This window comes from Streptomyces sp. NPDC040405, assembly GCF_055595765.1.
Genome location: NZ_JBVIVI010000015.1, coordinates 173696 through 195489, shown reverse-complemented (window position 1 = coordinate 195489; position 21794 = coordinate 173696). Strand labels below are relative to the sequence as shown.

The 21794-nt window shown below is 67.7% G+C and carries 18 protein-coding genes and 3 pseudogenes; 6 read left to right on the top strand and 15 right to left on the bottom strand.

The genetic code is table 11. The features are described 5' to 3' along the window. Positions 1–130: 130 nt before the first annotated feature. On the top strand, positions 131–1003 hold the full coding sequence (locus ACZ59A_RS39320; RefSeq protein ID WP_470969151.1) for a hypothetical protein: 873 nt from the start codon (positions 131–133) through the stop codon (positions 1001–1003). 70 nt (positions 1004–1073) lie between these two features. On the opposite strand, the gene ACZ59A_RS39315 is transcribed toward ACZ59A_RS39320, so the two are convergent. Further along, on the bottom strand, positions 1074–1700 hold the full coding sequence (locus ACZ59A_RS39315) for an SMI1/KNR4 family protein (protein ID WP_470969148.1): 627 nt from the start codon (positions 1698–1700) through the stop codon (positions 1074–1076). Between the two features lie 286 nt (positions 1701–1986). Here ACZ59A_RS39315 and ACZ59A_RS39310 point away from each other — a divergent pair, with 286 nt between their 5' ends. Beyond that, positions 1987–2211, top strand: coding sequence for a hypothetical protein (locus ACZ59A_RS39310; RefSeq protein WP_470969146.1), 225 nt, complete (start codon positions 1987–1989; stop codon positions 2209–2211). A 526-nt stretch (positions 2212–2737) separates the two neighbouring features. Beyond that, positions 2738–2927 (top strand): annotated as a pseudogene (locus tag ACZ59A_RS39305) (chitinase); the annotation flags it as partial. 243 nt (positions 2928–3170) lie between these two features. On the opposite strand, the gene ACZ59A_RS39300 reads toward ACZ59A_RS39305, so the two are convergent. Both ACZ59A_RS39300 and ACZ59A_RS39295 read right to left on the bottom strand, forming a co-directional pair. Beyond that, complete coding sequence (locus ACZ59A_RS39300) at positions 3171–4334, bottom strand: bifunctional class I SAM-dependent methyltransferase/NUDIX hydrolase (RefSeq protein ID WP_470969144.1); 1164 nt, start codon at positions 4332–4334, stop codon at positions 3171–3173. A 65-nt stretch (positions 4335–4399) separates the two neighbouring features. Beyond that, entirely contained in the window at positions 4400–5881 is a 1482-nt protein-coding gene (locus ACZ59A_RS39295; protein ID WP_470969141.1) for a methyltransferase domain-containing protein, read from the bottom strand. Between the two features lie 361 nt (positions 5882–6242). Between ACZ59A_RS39295 and ACZ59A_RS39290 the strand changes: the two genes are divergently transcribed. Beyond that, a complete protein-coding gene (locus tag ACZ59A_RS39290; protein ID WP_470969139.1) occupies positions 6243–6563 on the top strand; it encodes a hypothetical protein in 321 nt (106 codons plus the stop codon). Between the two features lie 178 nt (positions 6564–6741). Here ACZ59A_RS39290 and ACZ59A_RS39285 read toward each other — a convergent pair whose 3' ends face one another. The 9 genes and pseudogenes from ACZ59A_RS39285 to ACZ59A_RS39245 all read right to left on the bottom strand — a co-directional run bounded on the left by ACZ59A_RS39285 (position 6742) and on the right by ACZ59A_RS39245 (position 15149). Further along, the gene (locus tag ACZ59A_RS39285; RefSeq protein ID WP_470969136.1) at positions 6742–7335 is read right to left on the bottom strand and encodes a hypothetical protein; all 594 of its coding nucleotides are present in this window, start codon (positions 7333–7335) and stop codon (positions 6742–6744) included. 77 nt (positions 7336–7412) lie between these two features. Then, positions 7413–8315 carry a MerR family transcriptional regulator gene (locus tag ACZ59A_RS39280; protein ID WP_470969134.1) on the bottom strand — a complete coding sequence of 301 codons (903 nt, stop codon included), beginning with the start codon at positions 8313–8315 and terminating at the stop codon, positions 7413–7415. A 179-nt stretch (positions 8316–8494) separates the two neighbouring features. Then, a pseudogene (locus tag ACZ59A_RS39275) lies at positions 8495–9015 on the bottom strand (transposase); the annotation flags it as partial. Continuing rightward, entirely contained in the window at positions 8978–9322 is a 345-nt protein-coding gene (locus ACZ59A_RS39270) for a hypothetical protein (protein WP_470969158.1), read from the bottom strand. The gene ACZ59A_RS39270 and the pseudogene ACZ59A_RS39275, both read right to left, overlap by 38 nt. A gap of 278 nt (positions 9323–9600) precedes the next feature. Then, positions 9601–9747: a hypothetical protein gene (locus tag ACZ59A_RS39265; RefSeq protein ID WP_470969131.1), complete on the bottom strand. Its 147-nt coding sequence runs from the start codon at positions 9745–9747 to the stop codon at positions 9601–9603. Positions 9748–9906: 159 nt separating this feature from the next. Then, positions 9907–10140: pseudogene (locus ACZ59A_RS39260) on the bottom strand (hypothetical protein); the annotation flags it as partial. A gap of 147 nt (positions 10141–10287) precedes the next feature. After that, positions 10288–12084 carry a beta-glucuronidase gene (uidA, locus tag ACZ59A_RS39255; RefSeq protein ID WP_470969129.1) on the bottom strand — a complete coding sequence of 599 codons (1797 nt, stop codon included), beginning with the start codon at positions 12082–12084 and terminating at the stop codon, positions 10288–10290. A 156-nt stretch (positions 12085–12240) separates the two neighbouring features. Then, a complete protein-coding gene (locus tag ACZ59A_RS39250) occupies positions 12241–13857 on the bottom strand; it encodes a glycoside hydrolase family 3 protein (RefSeq protein WP_470969127.1) in 1617 nt (538 codons plus the stop codon). An 11-nt stretch (positions 13858–13868) separates the two neighbouring features. After that, positions 13869–15149 (bottom strand): MFS transporter, encoded by a 1281-nt coding sequence (locus ACZ59A_RS39245; protein WP_470969125.1) that lies wholly within the window; start codon positions 15147–15149, stop codon positions 13869–13871. Positions 15150–15945: 796 nt separating this feature from the next. On the opposite strand from ACZ59A_RS39245, the gene ACZ59A_RS39240 reads away from it, so the two are divergent. Further along, a complete protein-coding gene (locus tag ACZ59A_RS39240; protein WP_470969122.1) occupies positions 15946–16563 on the top strand; it encodes a TetR/AcrR family transcriptional regulator in 618 nt (205 codons plus the stop codon). A gap of 615 nt (positions 16564–17178) precedes the next feature. Here ACZ59A_RS39240 and ACZ59A_RS39235 read toward each other — a convergent pair. Further along, a complete protein-coding gene (locus ACZ59A_RS39235; protein ID WP_470969120.1) occupies positions 17179–17688 on the bottom strand; it encodes an SUKH-3 domain-containing protein in 510 nt (169 codons plus the stop codon). Between the two features lie 450 nt (positions 17689–18138). Then, entirely contained in the window at positions 18139–19713 is a 1575-nt protein-coding gene (locus ACZ59A_RS39230) for a purine-cytosine permease family protein (RefSeq protein ID WP_470969117.1), read from the bottom strand. A gap of 737 nt (positions 19714–20450) precedes the next feature. Between ACZ59A_RS39230 and ACZ59A_RS39225 the strand changes: the two genes are divergently transcribed. Further along, entirely contained in the window at positions 20451–20654 is a 204-nt protein-coding gene (locus tag ACZ59A_RS39225) for a hypothetical protein (protein ID WP_470969115.1), read from the top strand. 18 nt (positions 20655–20672) lie between these two features. Here ACZ59A_RS39225 and ACZ59A_RS39220 read toward each other — a convergent pair whose 3' ends face one another. Further along, the gene (locus ACZ59A_RS39220; RefSeq protein WP_470969112.1) at positions 20673–21770 is read right to left on the bottom strand and encodes a hypothetical protein; all 1098 of its coding nucleotides are present in this window, start codon (positions 21768–21770) and stop codon (positions 20673–20675) included. Positions 21771–21794 lie beyond the last annotated feature (24 nt).

Here is a 21794-nt window from a genome sequence, read left to right as displayed (position 1 = left end):
ACCGGCACCTGCACCACCTGCCACCGCCCCCTGCCCAGAACAACCCCCACCAGCCCAAACCCAAGAGCCAGACAGACCTAACGGAGTCCTACTAGGGGTCTCGTGCACGACGACGTGCGACAAGACCGCGGTGCGCTGGGAGAGCCCGTACGCCGGCACGATCGATGACGGTTTCTGGAATGCGGGGGAGTACGGTCCCAACGCTGCGCAGACCGCGAACTCCACGGTGAAGTGGACCGGTACCGGCAAGGAGCGCATCGATCTGAGCTGGAAGGTCAGGGCGGAGGTCGCGGTCAGTGACATCGGCCCGGTGAGTGCGGACTTCGGGTCCAGCGGGAAGGCGGACAGCCGGGAGCTGGCACCGCGCTGCGATGACATCGTGGGCGGCTCCTCTCCCGGCTGTGTGCTGCCGTACTTCAACCCGCAATACACGGTGGACACCAACTTGTATCCGGCGGCCGGTGCCTACTACTGGTGGATGCAGCAGGCCATGGTCCACAACAACGGGGCCGGCGATGAGCCCCTGCACTACCTGGGACCCGACACCACGGTGGTCAATCCCAACACGGGCAAGCCGTGGACGTCGGACAACAGCCGCAACAAGGTGTGCGGGAACTGGACGAAGCCGCCGCTGGACGCTTCGGTGGGGGCCGTGGACTGCGATGAGTTCGCGATGGCCTCCACTCACGAGAGCGGCGGATTCCCCGGCGGTGTCAACGAGGTCGCCAGCGGAGACGAATGCGCGCAACTCTTCACCGACAAGGTGAACAGCGGGAATTCCGCGTTCGGACTTCTGGCCGACACGCGGGTAGATGTGGACGGTCCGGCGGCTCAGCCGAAGTGCGGCCGGGCTGCTGTTCCGAGCACGCAGAATCAGCAGGCGTTCAAGAGCTTCCCGGCTCCTGCGTGGCGGCTTTTGGACGGGGACGGGTTCTTCCTGTCCAATCCGGGGTTCGATCACTGCTCGGGCACCGATGCGACGTGTGCGTGGAAGAAGATCTGATGTAGCGGCCTGAGACACAGGTGAGGGGGGCAGTCTCGGCTGTCCCCCTCGTTTGTTTCTGCGTGCGCTGTCAGGCTGTCAGGGGGGTCCAGAGGTGTTCGTCGTCAGGGTTGACCATGCTGCCCCAGATGAGGGCGCCGGCGACGAGTCCGGGTTTGTCGGAGGTTGCCAGGTCGGGGGTCTCGAGGGAGTCGGCCATCTCTTCGAGGTAGTCGGTGAGCGACTCGTATTCGGGCTCGGGGTGGTGTTGTGCGTAGCGGGTCCAGCGACACAGTCTTCCGGTTTCGGTGTCCATGTAGAGCCCGGAGGTCTGGTCGTCGGCGGAGAAGGAGAAGACGGGGATCCAGGCTGCGCGCCAGGTGACGGTGTCGTCGGTGTGGCGGCGCTGGTGGCTCATCTCCTGGCTGTACTTCGCGGCAACAGTCTCCAGACGCATCAGGGCGTGGCCTCCCATGAGGAAGGTGGAGTGCCGGTCTGTCCGGGTTCCTGCGCAGCGGGCCCATAGGGCTTTGAGGGAGGGGGGTATGCGGACGCCGGTCTTTCTCTGGAGAGCGGTGACGGCATCCGGGGAGGCGCCCGTGAGGAGGAGGTCCCGGGTGTGGGGGGCGTGGTGGGCGATCCAGGTTTCGATGCGGGTCCAGGCGTCTGTTACCTGGCGGGTTTCGATGTCCTGGGCGCTGGGCGGGTGGCCGGTCACTGGGTCTCCTTTGCCGTGGCGGTGGTGGCTGTCTGGGGACAGTACCGGTGTGGGACAGCTGGGCGCGGGGGTTCTGGAGGCTAGCCGGAGTGCGGCAGAAACATGCCGTTCGGGCAATCTGCGTATGGACCTCGACAACGGCTGTGGCGACATGCGGAAGCTCCGCGCCGCTCCCGGTCACCGCGGGGCAGACGGTGGAGATCCACGTTGAATACGAGATCGCCAAGGACCTCGGCCTCGCCGGAGCCCTTGCGTGCACGCTCGTCCCACGGTCTCGTGGGGGCGCATGGCGATCACCTTCTACGGCGACACGGACGGCGCCGGCAATCCCGTGGCCCGTACGACTCTGCCGGGCATCCATGCGCGCACCAGCCTGCTGCGCGCGATCACCACGGCGGTGAGCGGGAAGGACCCGGATGCCGCCTGGGCCGCGTGCGGTGCGCATGTCCGTTCCGCCGCCGCGGTGGCCATGCGCATCCTGCAGAGCGCGGCCGAGGAGGCCGTGAGCTGACTGCGGTGCGCGCCGGTGCCTCCCTGGAATGCGCCATCGATTCGCGTCCTCGACAAGCTTGGGTTCAAGCGCGACCACGTAGCGACCGATGACCGTGGCGAACTGGTATGGCTCACCCGATCCCTGCCGTAAACGGCGCGTTGCGGTGATGCTCACCCCGGAGCGACCCAGTGCGTTGACGCAAGATCAATGTCACTGTGGATTGACGTCACCGGGCCGTCCACAGTGCGCACTCGGCGGCATGGTGGGGGTCGGGCTGGGCTTGGCGGGGGCGTCGTAGACCAAGCTGTACCGCCAGAACAGGCGACGCCGGACCCGGGCGCCGGGCAGGGCCAGCAAGGAGACGAGCAGATCGACGCGCCTGGATCGTCGAGGAGTGGTGGATTGGGGCCCGCCACGTCGGCACTCTCACCCTCACCACGCCGACGGGCAGCGTCCTCCTCGACCACGACTCCGCCGATGCCCCCGGCCCCGCGCTTGCGGAGCCGGTGCACGCCGATGAGGACTGACTCCCGGAGGTGCGGACTACGGCGGCGTCGATGTCTCGTCCACGTTCGACTATGCCTGGAACCCGTACCACGGCACCTGGCAGGTTCCCGGCGTGGCACTGCCCAAGTCGAAGCTGTCGCTGATGGCTGTCGAGATACAACCTCGACGGTGTCAATCGCAGCGCCGATGTTTCCGCGTTCACCAGGGGACTGTACGGCGGCGACGCCTCTGCACCCCGTAAGGCGACCGGGTGCGCGGCCGGCGAACCACACGCGGTATGTGTCACCAAGACCCGGTCAGCCGCCCCGACGCCGGGTGCCCAGGCGGACGCGATACGGCCTTCGGGCCTGACTCGCACGGACCCGAGCGCTAGGTACGTGGCCATGACGTGAAGTCCTCCGATACAGCTTCTGGGCCGGGGCGATACCCCTGTGATGCCGTCCGCCGTCGGCAGTGGAGGGGGCCGCGCGTCAGGTGTAGGGAGTGAAATGTGCTGGGGTGTGGTCGATGGGCAGGTCGGGGCGCCAGGCCGTGAGGATCTGGGCGCTGCACACGAACAGGCCGTCAGGCAATTGGTCCAGGGGGTACCAAGCCCAGTCGCCGACGCTCTCGTCCGGCTGCGTGGCCGGCTGGCCCTGCCAGGTGCTGACGATGGCGCCGACCGTGACCCGTACGACGTCTCCGACGTGGTCGACGAGCGTGCCCAGGAGTGTGACGTCGTCGGGTTGGGCGATCAGGCCGGTCTCCTCGGCGAGTTCGCGGGTCACGGTCACTTCCAGAGATTCCCCGGCCTCCACGGTGCCTCCCGGTAGTTCGAGGGTGCCGCGATGGTGACGGCCGAGGAGTACGCCCTGGTGGCCGAGGACGATGGCGCCGACACCGATGGCGGCGTGCGGCGCGGGCGGCCGCGTGGTGCGGGGTCGACTGGAGATGCGTGTGGGGCGGTTCGGGAGGCGGCGGGCGCGGATGAGCTGCTGCACGACGGGGTTGTTCTCGTCGGAGGGGAGCAGGAGGTCGATGGCCTCGACTCGGAAGCCGTGCTCGGTGAGCAGTTCTTCCCACAGTTGCGGTGCCAGGACCCACATCCTGGTGGGCAGTGGTGGATCGTCGCGCAGCATGATCATCTGCTCGCGTGACGCGACTGTTGTGGACGGACCGCGGCCGTGCAGGTCGGTGTGGAGGAGCGAGAGGATCAGCGGTGCGCCGGGGCGCAGGCCGTCGCGTAGCGCGGGCAGGGAGCGGTGTGGGTCGGTGAAGGCGAGGCTGCCGATGGCGTACGCGGCGTCGAAGGGCTGGGCGGTGCGGAGGTAGTCGATCACGTCGCCATGTACGAATTGGACGCCGGGAGTGCCCGCATGCGTACCGGTGGCGCGTTGGTGCTGGGTGAGGGACAGCTCGATCGCGGTGACCTGAGCATCGTGCGTGCGGGCCAGGTGTACGGCGTGGTGGCCGGGGCCGGAGCCGATGTCCAGGACGCGTTTGCCGGTGACGTCACCGAGGATCTCGGCACCGGGACCGACCCCCTCCCACGGAGCCCACTCCAGCCGTTTGGGGAGAGGCGGCATGTACCCACGGTTCAGCTGACGTTGGCCGTAAACGGTCCAGGCTTCGGCGTTGAGGTCCTCAACGGACACGAGAACTCCCGAGAGCAGAGCGAAGGAGAGTGGTAGCTGCGCGGCTTCATCATCCGGTTTGGGCCTCAAGGCCCGGTGCAGAGATAGTTCGGGCCTCGGTCCTGGCGTGCGCGTTCGATGGCATCGAGGCGCGCGAAGCCCGACTCGTCCATGAGCTGTCGCCACTGGGCGAGATCGTTGACGGCCCACAGGTCGTGCTCGGCCGGGTCGAGCCGGATGCGGCGCAGTTGGCCGGTACTGAGCCGGCCGCCGTCGAAGATGAAGCCGATCTTGCCCAGTGGCCGGCGGGGGCCCGGGTGGAGGTAGTGCGTCAGCAGCAGGCGCGGTTGGCCCTGGCCGAGTTCGAGTCCGGTCTCCTCGGCTGCTTCCCGGCGTGCGGTCCCCAGGGGGTCTTCTCCGGCTTCGGCGTTGCCTCCGGGAAGGTGCCACAGCCGGTTGCCGTACACGGAGCGCAGCTGTACCGGGCGGTCCTGCTCGTCGCGGATGTACAGGCAGCCGTAGACCGTGTGATGGGGCACCGTCTGGACGTACTCCGCGGGAGTCATGGGCATGGGGCGGCCGGGCCGTCCCGGACGGTGGTCGAACTCGAAGGCGAGAACGCCGAGGGCTTGCTTGTCCGGCGTGTAGATGCGGCGCAGGTTGGCGAGCTGCTCCTCGCGCGTACGGTCGGGATCGATGCGTGCTGGATCCTCCGCGTCCAGAAGCTCCTCGAATGAGGTGTACGGGGTGACCCGCTTCGCGACGATGTCGAGTTCCCGCTCGCTGTCCGGCGCGTGGAAGACGATCGTGTCCCCGGTCTCGACGGCCGCCTTCTCGGGTGTCCCGACGCGTACTTCGATCGTCTTGCGCCCGGACTCCACCTGGGCGTAGTAGCGCTCCCGCAGGCTGAAGTGATGCTGCCGCGAGGTGGGCATGGCGTTTCGGGCGTCGGCGGGTGCGCGTGGCGTGCGGTCGGCCGATGGCGAGGACGGCGACGTGGCGTCGGCCGGGTGAGGGCCACGCAGGACTACGAAGGCCAGTCCTTCAGCGTCGTGGCGTTCCGTGGTGGACCAGCCGGCCCGCAGGTGGGCGAGTTCGTCCTCGTCGAGCGCGATGCCGCGCCGCTCGGCCGGGGTGTCGGCGGCGAGGGGCGTGATGACCACGATGGTGGCGCCGGGCCGCAGGCGGCTGCCGAGGGCCTGCATGGTTCGGTCGCGGTGTTTCAGGAAGGGATACACGAACCGGAGGGTGATCAGGTCGTAGCCGTCGGCGTGCAGTGGTGCCCAGTCCTCGAGCTCGATGTCCAGGCGCAGCCACCGGGCGGCATTTCCGTGCTGGGCGGTTGCCTCGGCGAGGGCGTTGTCGGACCAGTCGACGGCGTCGACGTGGTAGCCGAGCGAGGGCAGATGGCCTGCGAGTTCTCCGATCCCGCACCCGACATCGAGGGCCTTGCCGTCGATAGGGGCGGGAACGTGCGTGGCAAGCAGTGACCGCTCCCGGTCGCTGAGTGGGCGATAGCGGCGGCCATCGGCGTAGCCGGTGTTCCATTCGTCCTGCGTAGTGGACACGAGGGGCACGTCCTTCCCAAAAACGACGGGTCCAAAGCAGCAGCGCACGGTGCTGGTGGTCACGCGCGGCTGCTCGCCTCGCCGCCCGTGCGCCGCTGAGTGCCTATAGAGAACTGAACGCTCCGGCTCCCGGGTGAGTTACACGTACGTCCCTTCCTGCACGGCCTGTGTTTGGTCGAGGGCGACGGTCCTGTCCGTCACAGCAGCGTTGGCGAGTGCCCAAGTCCATGTAGGCCAGGCCGGATTTGGCAAGACTAGTCCTGGAACTTCTTCCAGTAGGGCGGACGGGACGAGGGGTTCGGCAGGCAGTGATCCGGTAGAGGGCGGGGCAGGGCAGGTGGGGGCGTGGTCCGGTGGGGAGTTGGCGCGGAAGGATGCCGTCGGTGCCGGGCCCGTGCCCTCGATCGAGGAGGTCGTTGGGACCGCCGGTGGGCTACCGGACGACGCGGTGCTGTGGAGCGCGGCGGGGCTAGCCGGGGCGCTGGCCGTGCTGCACCGGGCCGGGCGGGCGCACGGGGACGTGCGGGCCGGGAACGTGCTGCTGACGCGGGGCGGGCCGCTGCTGACCAGTGACGCGCCGGGGCGGGACGGCGGGGCGCCCGTGCCCGCGGCCGACATGGTCGCGCTGGGGATGCTGCTGGTCGCCGCGTACACCGGCGCCAGCAACCGACAGCGGACGTAAGCAGAGGGTTGGAGCCCGAAGGGCCTGTCTGGACGGTCGAGGTCGACGACCTGATCACCCCCGCCGACACCGCCCCGACCTCGGAGTCCCGGTCGAGGCGCCGCCGCCCCGACCCGGCCGACCCCGGGCTCTCGACCATCCGCGTCCTGGTCCAGGGGACGCGCGCCGATGAGACCGGTCAGCTGCGGGGGCCGCTTCCACCGTGGTAGCCGAGTTCGAGGTAGCGGGTGCGGGTGCTCCAGGAGCCGAGGTCGGGCGTGTTGGCCAGGATGTCGTGCCACGGCTCGGCGCCGGGCGCGGCCGCCTCGCCGGAACCCGCCGTGGGGCGCCCGGCCCAGAGCCGCACCCCCGACCGCGCCTCCGACTCGCGGACCGGCTCCCACCAGCCCACCGAGAACATCCCGGCGAGCTGGTGCATCGCGATGAAACTGGCCACGCCACTCTCGGCGTCCGTGCGGTCCGGGCGCTCGGTGATGGCGTGCCACAGGAAGTACGGGTTGGGTATCCGCACGTCGGGCTGGAAGCGGAACACGAGCCGATTCAGCGTGATCGAGCCGATGCGCGGCAGCTGTACCCGGTTGAGCGGGATGACCTTGCGTTTGCCGCCGTTCCAGGTCAGCCTCTGGTTGCGGCCCCGGTAGCCGGGCTCGCTGAATACCGTGGCGTGGAGGAGTTCCCTGCGGTCGGACCGGCGATTGTGCGCCCTGCCCGCAGCGGCGACGGCGCCCACGGAAGCCAAGCCCGCCAGGAGGAATTTGGTCTTGCGCTTCATCGGGACGCGACACCTCGCTTCTGACGGGACGGTGCCCCCATGATGCGCCACCGACGGCCGTTGATCTAGGCCGTGTTTCAGGTAGCGGGTGAGTCTTGGGCGGATAGTTCTTCGGCCAGTTCCATGCAGCGCAGGCGGGCTGGGGAGAAGTCGTAGGGCATCTTGCCGATGGCTTCGAACGCGCTCATGGAGCCAGCCTCCCGCCTGCCAGAGCTGAGGTCGGACTCGTCATCGGCGGTAGCGGGGTGCAATGTGTCCCAGGCGTCGCAGAGGGCGTCGTCGTCCTTGCTCAGGCCGGATTCCTCGATGACGGTCTGCAGGGCGCATTCGAAGGTGTGCCGCTCGACGGCCACTTGAGCCACTTGTGGATCATCGACGGCGACGCTGTCGTCGAGTGCCTCCTCGGCGTCATCGATGCGGTCGGATTCCTCCCGCAGAGTGGGGTGTGTGGCCAGGGCGATGAAGCGGGTGGCCTGGATGGCCGCGCCGAGCGGGCCGAAGATCCGCTCGGTGACCAGCAGGCTGTCCAAGTCCGTCTGGCGCAGGGAGCCCTCGGGCAGGTTCTTGAGGCGTTCGGTGACGAAGTCGGAGAGCAGGCCCATCCGGCTGCCTTCGGTGCGCATCCGCTGCACGGCGGTCCGTTGCCGCCGCAATTCGGCCTCCTGCTCGGCGAGGGTTTCCTCCAGCCGCTCCAGGATGCCCGAGATACCGTCTTTGCCGTCCGCGCCGGCGGAAGCCGTGCCGGTGGTAAAGGCGTCACGGATGTCGTCCAGGGCGATGCCGGCGTCGGCCATCTTGCGAATCCACAGCAGGCGGATCATGTCCTCGTACCCGTAGCGGCGGCGGTCATCGCCGCCCCGCTCAGGCTCGGGGAGCAGACCGATGGCGTGGTAGTGGCGAATCGCCCGTGGCGTGCTGCCGGCGAAGGCCGCCGCGTCACCGATCTTGACCTGGCGGGGTGGCATGAAAGACGCATGCATGAGCAGGGACCTTTCCTCAAGGGACCGGGACGTGAGTCCACCGGACCACATGCCGCTACGGAAGGTGCAACCCCATACACCGCCCCGCGCCAATGCCAGGAGATGCGCCCTTCCTTCGTGATGGCCGCGCGAGGCCGTCGTTTCCTGCTGGGATATCCGCACGACGGCAGGCTGAGGGTTCACAGCCACTGTTGAATCGCCGCGACCTGAACCGTCGCCTCGAACCGAACCGCAAGTTCGTCAAACCGGGTCGCCACGGCCTGGTGCTGCTTGAGACGGCTGATCCCGCATTCGACCGCGTGCCGGGTCTTGTAGTCCTCGGGGTCGAAGAAGGGTGGACGGCCACCGCCACGTCCGCGGCGCATGCGGTTGCGGACCTGATCGACCGGCTCAGGAAGCGTGCACGTGATGCCACGTCTGCGCACGTAGGCGCGATTCGTGCGCGAAGAGTACTCCTTATCGCCTCGCACCCGCAGCGGGCGTCTTCTCGGCCTACCGACACCAGGCCGGGGCCCCCGATCGCGTTCAGGACCAGCTCGAACTGCGGACTGTCACCGCGCTGCCCGGCGGTGATCAGCAGTGACAACGGCTTCTGTCCCTGCTCACGCGCCAGATGAATCTTCGTGGTGAACTAGCCTCGCGACCTGCCCAGTCCGTGGTCTTCAGGTTCGGCGCTCACTCCGCCTGGCGGTTCCTTCTGCGCCCGTGCCGAAGGAGTTCGCCGCGTCCTTCGGGATGGCCGGGGACCACGCGAGCAGTTGCTGCACAACGCGCTCCGACAGGTCGAGCGTGAGGGAGACACGATCGGGATGAGTTCCGAGGTGGTCGTCCAGACGGGGCGACACACATCCCGTGAACCCGACCCTGGCCTGCACCTCCCAGTCCTCTCGGGCGGCAACGAGCCATTCGGCAGGAGCAGCGACTGTCTTGGCCTCCTGCCCGAGAAGGTACATCCACACCTCAGCCTGGGCGTCGCGGACCCAGAACCCGGATCCGCGGTAGTCCATATTCGAAGGGCATTCCGGAACACTCTGAGGACTTTTCCTCCAGAGCTAATCGGCCCCTCGACTCGGAGGCGCCGATAATCTTGCTTGGCCAGGGATGGGCCGCCGTACTTCGTCCGGAGCGGCGCCCCAATCACCGTCGTGTGAAACGCCACAGTCATCGCAGGCCCACTCAAGTTCCCAGCGGAGTCTGCCCTCCTTCACCAATTGCACCGCCCACCCTTCGCAGGACCGACCGCAATCGCCGCACGGCTCATTGAGCCTGACTGCCTGCTCAATCATCACCAGCCTCGCATTCTCATGTATCTGTCCACCATTTCGTGGAATTGCACGGAAATGCAGGAGCCGTCGCGAGGGTGATGTGTGCCACCGGGAATGCCGCGCGCATACCAGCCGATTTCGCGATTGCGCCGTCTTGCCGGTGACATGGCTCAGGTCCCTCGTGCAGACATTCCCCGTGCCCCTCTGCGCATCCTGCATGAGCGCCCCCGGACGGGGGTGGCATGGCGTGAGACCGTCAGGGTCCAGCGAAACATGAGGATGGGGACGTAGGTGACCGGGCTGGGGTCCGGCGTGAGGCCGAGGGGGTCGCAGCGGTAGCGCCAGGTGTCGGGCTTCTTCGATGCGCGGGTCTTCTGACGCAGCGTGGTGCGGCCAGCGGCGTCGTATTCGTAGCGAGTGGTGCCCGCGGCCCGTATTCGGGTGCCGGTGTAGTCGCGTTCGCCCGTCGTGTCCGAGCCGGGGTGCTGCTGCGGCCAGGTGGCGTGGGTCTGATTGCCCGCCGGGTCGTAGGCGTAGGACTCCTGCCAGGGCTTTGCTCTCGCCGAGACGCTGGGTCTGGCCCCGGCCGTTTCCCTCCGGAATCTCGGCACAAGCCCTGATCCCGCGACGGCGGCACGGGCGGCCGGCCGCAGGGGGCCGGGCCGGACGCCGCCCGCCGGTCGCGGTCAGCGGGGCGTTACGGTGGATCAGCGGGGGCCTTCGCCTCCGCGGCGCTGGCCGGTTGTCCATCGGGTGCGAAGCAGATGTGCGGCCCCCTTCGGGCGGCGGTCGCGAGTGAACACGCCTTTCTTGTTTCCGTCGACGCGGAAGATCCCCGCAGAGGTCTGGAAGTCGGCGAAACTCCAGACCTGCTCACCGATAACGGCGTCGACGCGATCGAACACCCGGTGATACAGGTCCAGCAACGCGCTCTGGTACTCCTCGCTCCACGGCTGCGAGTGCACTGAGTGCAGCCCGGCGAGGGTGTCGGCGCCGTATTCGGTGATGATCAGTGGTTTGCCGAGCAGTCGTTCCCAGCGTTTCAGTTCGTCCTCAAGGTGCAGCTCTGCGGCGTCGAGGTCGTTGGTGTCCTCGTACCAGCCGAAATAGCGGTTGATGCCGATGACGTCGAAGAGATCCGCGATGCGGTCGGACTCGGGCGGCGCCATGCCGAGGTTGGCGAACATGACGGGGCGGCTGGGGTCGGCTTGTCGGGTGAGTTCGACGAGCGGCTCGAAGTACTCGCGGGCGCCGTCCTCGTTGGACGCCGGTTCATTGGCGATCGACCATAGAACCACGGAAGGGTGATTCTTGTCGCGGTCGATGAGTTCGCGGATCGTGTCCGCGTGAGCGGCCCGGGTGCGGTCGTTGATGGTGCTCGGTGAGAAGGTCTGCTCGTTCTTGGATCCGAAAATTCCGCCACCGATGTTGAGGTTCAGCCCGACGGCGGAGACCTCGTCGATGACGACGATGCCGTGGCGGTCGGCGTATTCCAGGACTTCCTCGGCGTAGGGATAGTGGGATGTGCGGAAGCTGTTGGCGCCCATCCACTGCATCAGCTGAAAGTCGTGCACCATATAGGCCGGGTCGTGGCCCTTGCCGCGTATCGGAGTGTCCTCGTGTTTGCCGAACCCGGTGAAATAGAACGGCTCGCCGTTGATCAGCAGCCGCAGGCCGTCCACCCGGACGGACCGGATGCCGACGGGAAGCTGGTACGTGTCGATGACTTCACGGCCATCGCGGAGCTGGACGCGGAGCTGGTAAAGGTAGGCGGCGCCGGGTTGCCACGGGTGTGCGTCGGGTACGACGAGCCGATCGTTGTCACCAGTGCCGCTGGCGACAACGCGCTCCTCAGCATCGATCAGCTCGGTGTGGAGGGTGCAGCCGTGCTGGGCGGCGTCGATCCGGTAGTCGACGATGCCCGTGGCGCCGGTGAGATCGGTGACGACCGTGACGTCGTCGATTCTGGCCCGCGGCGTGCTGAACAGCGTCACCGACCGTGCGAGACCGGCGTAGTTGAAGAAGTCATGCAGATACCGCTGTTGCCGACGGCCGGTCTCGCTCGTGGTGACCGAACCCGGTGGAATCGTCTCGTTGGTCAGCACGTTCTCGACGCCGATGGTCAAGCGGAACTCGGTGCCGGGCGTCACGAGTGCGGTGATGTCCGCCTCGAACGGGGTGTATCCGCCGACGTGTTCAGTGACCAGTTGATCGCCGACGTAGACGCGGCCGCGGTGAGTGGCCGCGTCTACGCGGATGAGGATGCGCTGGTCATGCCAGCCACGCGGCACCCGGACAGAACGCTGGTACCAGACCCAGCCCACGTGCTCGCGCAGGCTCGGGTTCACGAAGATGTCGTTGTAGCTGGCCGGAACCGGAGCCTCCAGTGTGCCGGGCAGGACACCGGTCCAGGGCTCATCGCCGGTGACGGTGTCCGGTGCGAATCGCCACAGGCCATCCAGGGGCAGTGTTTCCCGGGTGGCGGTACTGATGGGCTTCAGCACGGTGTTTCCTCTCCCGCGTGCTCGAAAAGCACGTCTTCCAGGTCGTGTGGCACGTCAGGTTTGCTGGTGTGGACGGCCCGCACCGTCGCGGGCAGGTCGAACGGCAGCTTGCCCTGAGCGGCGTCCGGCTCCGCGAGGACGTCGAAGATGGCTCGGTCAGTTGTGCCGAACTCGCCGAGGACGATGTCTGCGATCTCGACGAGTGGCGTGAGGACGGCAGGGCGTTCCAGCCGCACCACGAGGGCTACCGGTCCGTGTGTGCTCAGGTTCCGCACCCGGTCGATGACTTCCGGCGGGTATTCCAGGGTGCCCGCGTGGAACACCGGCTCGGCGACCGGACGCCGCACCGGCGTCAATGCCGTCGAGATACACGCTGGTGCCAGCCGTCAGCGGCAGTGCCGGACTGCTCCGCCCCCGCAGCATGACGCACGAGCGTTTCTGGGCCGCATGCCCCGCCGCGACCGCGTCGGCCGTGCCGACCTTTTCCGCCGCTGCCGCCTCGTCCACGTAGGGGGTGTCGAACAGGCCCAGCTCGAACTTGACGCGAAGAACGCGAGCGAGCGACTCGTCGATCCGCGACTCCGCCACCCGGCCATCGTGGACGAGCCGGAGCAGGACGTCGGTGCAGTTCTCCCCGCCGAGCTGGTCACATCCCGCGTCGAGGATTTTCGCGACCCGCTCCGCCCGGTCGAGATGTTCGACTCCCCAGGCACGAGCGGGCATTGGCTTCCCGGCCCGGGAGAATCCGGTGACGAGTTGCCAGTCCGTGCAGATCACCCCGTCGAATTCGAGTTCGTCGCGGAGGATCCCGGTGATGATCTGTTTGTTGTAGCCGAAGGCGACTTCCTCGATCGGCTTGCCATTCCGTACCACCAGGCCGACAGGTTTCCCGTAGTAGGGCATGATCGCCGATGTCCCGGCCGCGACGGCTGCTCGGAACGGCTCCAGGTGGTACTCGGACATGCCGCCGGGATAGACCTGCTCGGCACCGTACGGGAAATGCGGGTCCTCCCCGTCTTTCTGCGGCCCGCCTCCCGGGAAGTGCTTGGTCATGCACGCCACGCTGTCGGGACCGAGCGCGTTGGCCGAGTTCAGCTGCTGGAAGCCGTCCAGGTAGGCGTGCACGTATGCGCTGGTGAGACGGGCATCCGGGCCGAAGGTCGTGGACTGCCTGGCCCAGCGTGGCTCGGTGGCCAGGTCGACCTGCGGGTGCAGGGCGGCGCGCACGCCGACCGCGAGGTATTCCCTCCTGGCGTACTCGGCGAATTCCCGCACCGCGTCGACGTCCTGGAGCGCGGCGAGTCCGAGCCCTTCCGGCCAGGCGGAGAAGGCTCCCGCGGGCAGGGCCGCTGCCTCGTTCTCGTTCGGCAGGACGGCGTGCCTCGGGTCGGTCGAGAGCGTGACCGGAATGCCCAGCCGGGTGCTCTCGGCGAGTTTCTGGAGATTGTTCTGCCATCTCGCCGCCTGTTCCGGCGCGGGCAGGCGAACCACGTTGAAGTGGGTGATCAGCCGGTCGCGGACGAAGGAACTGGTGGATTCCGGCATCTGCCTCGCCCCCTCCTCGACCAGGGAACCGTCCTCGCCCGCCTCGATGCTGCGCTGGAACAGCTGCCCCACTTTCTCTTCGAGCGTCATCCGCCCGATCAGGTCGGCGACCCGTTCCGCGACGGACAGCGTCGGATTCTCGTACGGCTCCATGACGCCGTTGCCGTTGAGATCGCGGAACGGTGTCCCGTCCGGTGCGGTCGCGAGCGAAAGGTAGGGGAAAGACACGGCGATTCCTCTCAGCGGACGCGGCGGATGGACCCGATGAGCACGGCGGATATGACGGCGAGGACGACGGCCAGGATGAACAACATGCGGTAACCGAGGCCGGTGCTGAACGCGAGGGCCGCGAGCGCGGGCGTGACGAACCGGGGCGCGGTATTGGCGATGTTGAGGATGCCCATGTCCTTGCCGTGGGCCGAGTCGTTCGGCAGGACATCGGTCATCAGCGCCTGGTCGACCGCGATGTAGACGCCGTACGCGAGCCCGGCGAACCCGATGAACAGCAGGAACGTGGTCTGCGATGGCCACAGGATGAGCGGGACGAAGGTCGCGCCGATCACCAGGGACGCGGCGACCACGAGGGGTTTGCGGCGCTTGATGAGGTCCGACAGCGGCCCGGAGATCAGTGTGCCGATCGCCGCGGACACCGCCATGAGCGTCCCGCTGATCGCGATGGCTCCGGCGACACCGGCCTTCGACAGGTGCAGGTAGTCCTGCAGGATGTAAAGCTTGTACATCAGAACGCAGTTGAAGGCCAACAACAGCAGCATGCGACCGAACAGCGCGAACAGGTAGTCGCGGTCCAGCGGAATGCGGAAGGTGCGCAGCACCTCGCGAATGGTGAGTTCCACCTTGGGCTGATCGCGGTTGGACGTGTCGCGGGCGAAGACGACGAACAACGCGCTGGTAAGGCAGACGATCAACGGGATCGTGCCCAGACCGAGGCGAATGTCGCTCAAGAAGGCCGCGCCGACGACCGCGCCGAGGCTCTGCGCCAGGAGCGTGCCGCACCCGATGAGCGTGGATGCCAATCCACGTCTGCTCGGGTGCACCCGGTCGGGCAACACGGCCGCCAGCGGCGCCAGCAGCATGTTCAACCCGATCTCGTACGCCACGAAGAGCAGCACGAGCATCGGAAAGGCGGTCGCGAGCGACATCGCGGCGAGGGACAGTCCGGCGAGCAGGCCGCCGCCGAGGATCCATGGATTGCGGCGGCCCCAGCGGGAGCGGGTGCGGTCGGAGACGGAGCCGAACACGATGTTCGCGACCAGGCCCGTGAGTCCGCCGATCGAGGACAGCGTGCCGTACAGCGCGACTTTGGCCGACGCGTCCACCTGCTCCATGAGGGCGGGCAGCAGGGTCCCGGAGATGCCCGAGGCGAACATCCAGCCGAAGTTCGCCTGGAACAGCAGCGCCCCGAGGGCGCCGAGTTTCGGCTTTGGTTGGTTGCCGGTGCGGGGGACCGGTTTGACGCTGTCGCCGGGTAGCTGGGCTGGGCCCTGAACGGCTTCCGACATGACAACTCCTTGCCTTGTTACAGGGGAGGCTGGCCGCTTGGCTGACCGTGGCAGCCGGATGGAGGAAGAAGCACCGGCAAGTGAAGTGCCCCCACCTTCCGGACCTTGGGTTCCGGCGTAATCCGGGGGCTGAAGAGCAGGGCGCGGTTCTTCCTCACTCGGGAAGATGCCTGCAAGCGGTGAGGTACGGGCCCGACGGCGACGGCGACGGCGATGGCGATGGCGACGGCGACAGCGATCGGACGGGGGCCGACGGCAGTTCGATGTCCCCGCCGATGGCCCGCTGTCAGGGTGTGTTGAAGAGGTACGGGTGGATCAGCGAGCGCCGTGAGGCGTCAGCCGTACGTCGTACTTCGTGCCACGAGGGGCCGACGAGGCAGCGGGACGTCCTGCCATGACCTGCACCTTGTATGGGCTGCGCCTTCTCGAAGCGTGCGATCAGACGGGGCGGGCCTCTCGGTACCTATCGCCCACACGGTGACGTGGCCACTGGCCGGGCTCAGTGCTGCGGGCAGGCCACCGAGGAGTGTCCTCGCGACCCTTGATGTGAACATCGTTGTCCTGTTTCCTCTCCCCTTTGGACGCGTGCGTCGTTCCCTCGCATGTCGTGGTGTGGGGTGAGCGAGACGGTACTCCGAAAGCCGAACAGGTGCCATAGTTTCGACGTGGCCAAAATCCGTGCTTCTGTCGCCGCCCTTGTCGCCGCCCTCGCCGCCACGTGGGCCGCTGATCGCCGGAGGAGTGAGGGCTCGGGCCGGGAAGGCGGCGGAGGGAGGCACGCCATAGGGTCGACGCCATGACCGAAGAGATGAGTGCTCGTCCAGCCACTCGGCGGGGCCCGTACGCCAAGAGCGCGCGCCGTCGGGCCGAGATCGTCGACGCCGCGACATCGGTGTTCGCGGCGCGCGGCTACCGAGGCGGGTCTCTGCGGGAAATCGCGAAGCTGATCGGTCTCAGTCTGACCAGCGTCGTGCACCACTTTCCCACCAAGAGCGAGCTCCTTGTGGCCGTCCTCGATCACGCCGACACCGCAAGGGCCGACTCCTTCGACTCGGACAGCCGGAAGGAAGGAGTGAAGTACGCCATCCTGCGATACGTTCGTCGCAACCTCGATCGGCCGGAGATGCTGAGGCTGCTTGCCCTCATGGCCGCGGAATCCTCAGCCTCGGACCATCCCGCGCACGAGTGGTTCCGCGAACGGTACGAAGCGGTGGTCACCGCCGTCGAGATCGCCGTGCGCCGGGATCAGGACGAGGGCCGTGCCTCCAACGGCAGGGCCCCGAGGATGATCGCGGAGTCCGTCGTCGCCATCTGGGACGGACTCCAGCTCCAATGGCTCATCGACCCGAGCCGCGACCTCGTCGCCGGGATGACGGCCGCGCTGGACGATCTGCTGGGCACTCAGGACGCTTAGCTCAACCGTGGGCGAGCGGCTGCCCTCGACCTCCTGAACGCAGCTTCACAGCCGACTGCCCTCTTCCGCGGAGGAATTCGACGTTTGCACTTGACTGGAGGTCAAAGGGTCGCAGGTCCAAATCCTGTCGTCCCGACGGTGTTTACGCAGGCCAGGGGCCCATCTCCAGCACGGGGATGGGCCTCTGAGCCCAGTGCCGCCTCCCACACCTCCGTCAGCTGCTCGCGCAGACGAGCCCGCATCTCAGACGTGACGTGCGAGTAGTTCGCCAACACCGAGCTTCGGGAAGTGGGCCGACGCCGCAGGCTCGAAGAGCCACGTGGAGAACTCGCTGCGGCGCCAGTGGTCACCGTCCCTGGTCGGCCCGGCCGGCGCACTAGCTCCGGCTCGGCGACTGCCTTCTCCGCGCGCACGCGTCGCCTCGGCCACCCGCTCCGGCCGGTTGAGCACGTTTGACACCGTGCCCGTGGACGTCCCCTTCTTGACGCAGGGTAAGCGGCACTTGGACGCGGTCCTGGAGGGTATGACCGCCTGCGGCTGGACATGTCCCGGCCTGCCCCCGAGGGGACCTCTTCTCCCTCGCCAGCGAGGGGCGCGCCGTCTGGCCGAGATTTGCTAATGGGAATAAGATTGCGGCCAAGGATCGAGTCCCGGATCGGAGTGCAGGCAGACCAGCGGGCGATTCGCGCAGACTGCCAGCTCCAGAGACTCTTCAAAGGTTGAGCCGAGCTCCCAAATCCATCCCATGCCGGCAGCAATCACCCTCCCTCCAGCCTCCACGAATACGCTTGAATAACTGAGCCACTCGCCGATAGGGAAGTAATCTCCACCGAGAGCATTCTCTACCTCTGCGGCTAGATCCCGCTGTCCTGGCCCAGCGGCGAAGGGGTCGAAATTGTAAGGTTCGTCGTTACTGAAATTCGGGCCAACTCGATTGATCGGCTCGATCGAAAGTCCTCCCACTGTCGCAAGGATTTCTTCAGCCAATGGGTGGGACCGGTACCCTTCGCCCTCCAGCGGCTTCAGCCATTGGTCGGCGTCAACTGCCCTCTCTGTGTTCCATCCGGACGCGACAAGCGCCCCAAGCAGATCTTGGCTGAGCGAGTCAAATCGAATCATGGACATCAGTTGATCCCCAGATCTTCCAGTAGTCGACCACAACGGCCGCAGGGATGGGCTGGTTCGCCATGCCCAACTGTATTCGATGTCGGCATAGAGTTATTCCGCGTCTTTACCGTTCGCATGGTTCCTCCCCTGATGGCCTCGGGTCCTTCAATCGCCTGCGATTGAATAAGGCAGTGCACCTCCGCGCACCCGCCATGGTGGTCTGTTCGTCCGAGCGCTTCCGCCAGCGGCCCTTCTGCCTGCTGGCCATGCTTATTGCGACCGTAGTACTTCGCGCCCGAAGGCGATGTGTACTCGGAAGCAAATTTCACTCCAGGCTCGTTACGCACACTGTCGGCATGGTCTGCAAGGTTGCAGTGGTGTACGAGTGCCGGGGTGCCCCCCGCCAGCACATAGTGGGACTGTAAATCGTTCGGCTGGAGGGATCAGGGAGGACGTCGCGGTCGCCGCTCAGGTGCGCTCGGTAGCCGTAGCGGAGACGCCGTCGGGGCTGTTCGGGGAGGCGGTGATGGGCGGGGTGTCGGCGTCGGAGGTCCGTACGAGGCGGGGGCCGTCCGGCCCGTACACCGCGCGCGGTTCGGGGAACGCGGTCAGCAGGCCGAGGTAGCTCACGGCCGCGAGGGCGAGGCCGACCGGCAGGGAGATGTCGGCCCCGTTCGCGAGGTCGCCGAGCGGGCCGACGAACTGGCCCGGCAGGTTCACGAAGAGCAGGGCCACGACGGCGGACACCAGCCAGGCGGACATCCCGCGCCAGTTCCAGCCGTGGGTGAACCAGTAACGGCCGCCGCGCTGACGGCGGTTGAAGACCTGCAGCGCCTCCGCGTCGTACCAGCCACGGCGGGTCACATAGCCGAGAACCATCACGATCATCCAGGGCGCGGTGCAGGTGACGATCAGCGTCGCGAAGGTGGAGATCGACTGGGTGAGGTTCAGGGCGAACCGGCCGAGGAAGACGAACACGATCGACAGTCCCCCGATGAGGAAGGTCGCCCGGACCCGGCTGAAGCGCGGAAAGACACTGGAGAAGTCGAGGCCGGTGCCGTAGAGCGCCGTGGTGCCGGTGGACAGGCCGCCGATCAGCGCGATCAGGCACAGCGGCAGGAAGTACCAGCCGGGCGAGATCGCCAGCAGCCCGCCGACGTAGTTGGGGGTGGCCGGGTCGACGTACTTGGCGGCCTTCGTGGCGATGACCGAGGCAGTGGCCAGGCCGAAGACGAACGGCAGCAGGGTGGCGAGCTGGGCGAGGAACGCGGCGCCCATCACCCGGCGGCGCGGTGTCGCGGCCGGGATGTAGCGGGACCAGTCACCGAGGAAGGCGCCGAAGGAGACCGGGTTGGACAGCACGATCAGCGCGGAGCCGATGAACGACGGCCAGAACAGCGGGTCGGCGGTCGAGGTGAAGGTGCCCGCGTAGCCGGGGTCGAAATCGCCGCCGAAGGCGACGGCGCCCAGCACGAAGAGCGCCGACGCGGCCGTCACGGCAACCTTGTTGACCAGCAGCATGAAGCGGAAGCCGTAGACGCAGACGATGAGGACGAGGACCGCGAACACCGCGTAGGCGACGGCGTACGAAACCTCCGACTCCGGTACGCCGACGAGCCGGTGGGCCCCGCCGATGAGCGCGTCACCCGAGGACCACACCGAGAGCGAGAAGAACGCGACCGCGGTGAGCAGCGAGAGGAACGAGCCGACGATCCGGCCGTGCACTCCCAGGTGTGCCGAGGACGAGACCGCGTTGTTCGTGCCGTTCGCCGGGCCGAACAGCGCCATGGGGGCGAGCAGCAGTGCCCCGGCGACCAGGCCGAGGACGGTCGCCGCGAGACCTTGCGGGAAGGACAGCCCCAACAGGACGGGAAAGGCGCCGAGTACGCATGTCGCGAAGGTGTTGGCGCCGCCGAAAGCCAGCCGGAAGAGGTCGATCGGGCGGGCCGACCGGTCCTCGTCCGGTATGCGTTCGACGCCATGGGTCTCGATCTCGGTGATCGACGTGGTCACGGGCTTCACCCTCCGGTCCGGTTGTGGCATGGCCCCATGGTCAGGGACGGGGCCACAGTGCGCGTACCCGCCCCTGACCTCACATCCTGTCGTCCCGACGGCATCGCGTCATCCCCTGGTCCTGAAGGGGCCTGTGTCCAGTGGGCGGGACGCATCCGGTGCACGCGCACACCGACCGACCCCGGGTTGGCCGCGCTGGTGAGCGGCAGCCGATGGCCGTGCAGGGACAGACGTCCGCGGATCCGGGGCACTTCGCGGACTACGATGACGCGACCGCGGTCACGACGGTGGATCACCGTCGTGACCGCCATTGTGAGTGCGGTGGCGGCCCTGCTGGTCGTTCCGTTGACCGATGCCCCGGCGCAGGCCGTGAACGGGGACGGCAGTTCGCCGTTCACCTCGTGCAACGTGGACGGCACCAACAACGGCGCCCGGTGGACCTCGGAAGTGGCGCCGATGGCCCGCCGGACCCCTCTGCTGGCGCTGCAGGAGACCGGGTCCGGGCCACCCTCGGCGGCGACCCGGCACGCGAGCGACTACCGGCGGATCGACATCGGGCCCCGCTCCCACAACCAGCCCCGTACCGTCACGCGCACTCGCCCACCCCAGCCAGAGCGCCGATCAGCACTGGAGCATGCACACCAGCGGCGCGTACACCCGCTCCCTCCAAGGCGACGCTCACCGATCCGGACGAGGACGAGTGGTGGAACCAGGACAACCTGTGCCTGGGCGTTCGCGACGAGCATGCCGGGTCGCGAACGGATGCCGTGCCGCGGACGTGTGACGATCCGCGCGATGTCGACGGGGCAGGCCAGCGCTGGCAGGCCGAGAACTACGCGGACGGCACCACCCGCTATCGCAACGAAGCCAGCCACCTGTGCCTGCTGGGCCCCGACGCCAACAGCGGCACCGTCCGCCTCGCCACGTGCAACGACATCCCGGCCGAACGCTGGAGGGTGGTGAACCCCTGAGCCCCTGAACCGGATGGATCACGGCGCCTTCAGGTCGCCGCAGTGGTGCTGCTCGGCGGACTGCTTTGCGAACGCCGTGAGCAGGTCGGCCCGAAGGGCGGCCGAGTCATGTCGCACGGGCACCTCTCCCGGATTTGTCACGCTGCTGTCAATGATGCCCTGAAGGACGTACAGCGCCCGCTGGTCGGTGCCGGGGCACTCGGCGGTCGCCCACGTGAGGTAACCATCCTTCTCCTGCCCCCGTTCGCCCTGCACGCGCGAGGCGGCGACCTCGTTCGCGAAACTCTCGGCGTACGGGCCGTAGTAGGCCGAGATCGAATACGCGGGCAGCTGCGGATCGTCCGACGTGGTGACCACGCAGTCCTCCACCGGTGCCGATCCGGAGGACCGCGTGGTCCAGACGTGGTCCAGACCCGCTCGCGTGGCGGCGCGGGAGTGCGGGCGCAGCGCGGCGCAGGTACCCGTGGCCTCCGCGACGGGGACCGGCTGGTCGCGGGGATTGTCGGCCAGGCCCGTGAGGGAACCCGTGTCGGGATCCGCGCAGCCGAAGGCGCCGGCGGCCTTCTCGGAGGTCGCCGTCACCGCGGCGGCGAAGTCCCGGCGCCGGTCGCCGGACCACGCCTTTCCGCCCAAACCCTCCAGGCGGGCGTTGACCAGCAGACTCTTGTCCTTCTCGCCGCGGCACCGCAGCCAGAGCGAGGCACGGGGCATATCAGGGTCGTTCAGCAGTACCCCTGGCCAGGTGCCGAGCGGGGAGACCGGCGAGCTGTACGACGCCAGCCCGTGGCGGTCGAGGTACGCCATGGCGCCCTCGCTCCGTGAGCCTCGGTATATCTGGATGCTCAGGCCACCGTTGCTGCCGCCGGTGACTTCCGCCCTGCAGGAGGCCAGCACCCCCGTCCCGTCCCCCGAGGTGTCCTGGGCCCCCACGTCGTCGCTGCCCAGGGCATCGCGGACCTGCTGGGTGGCGAGGCTTCCCTCGCAGGCACGGGACAGTTCCCGGGAGTCCCGCCAGCCCTGGAGTGTCCCGGTCGCGTACAGCACACCGCCGACCAGCAGGAGGCAGACCAGGATCCCGCCCAGAGCGATGCCGACCTTCTTGCCGGTGCTGCTCATTCTCTTGTCACTCATTCTCGATCG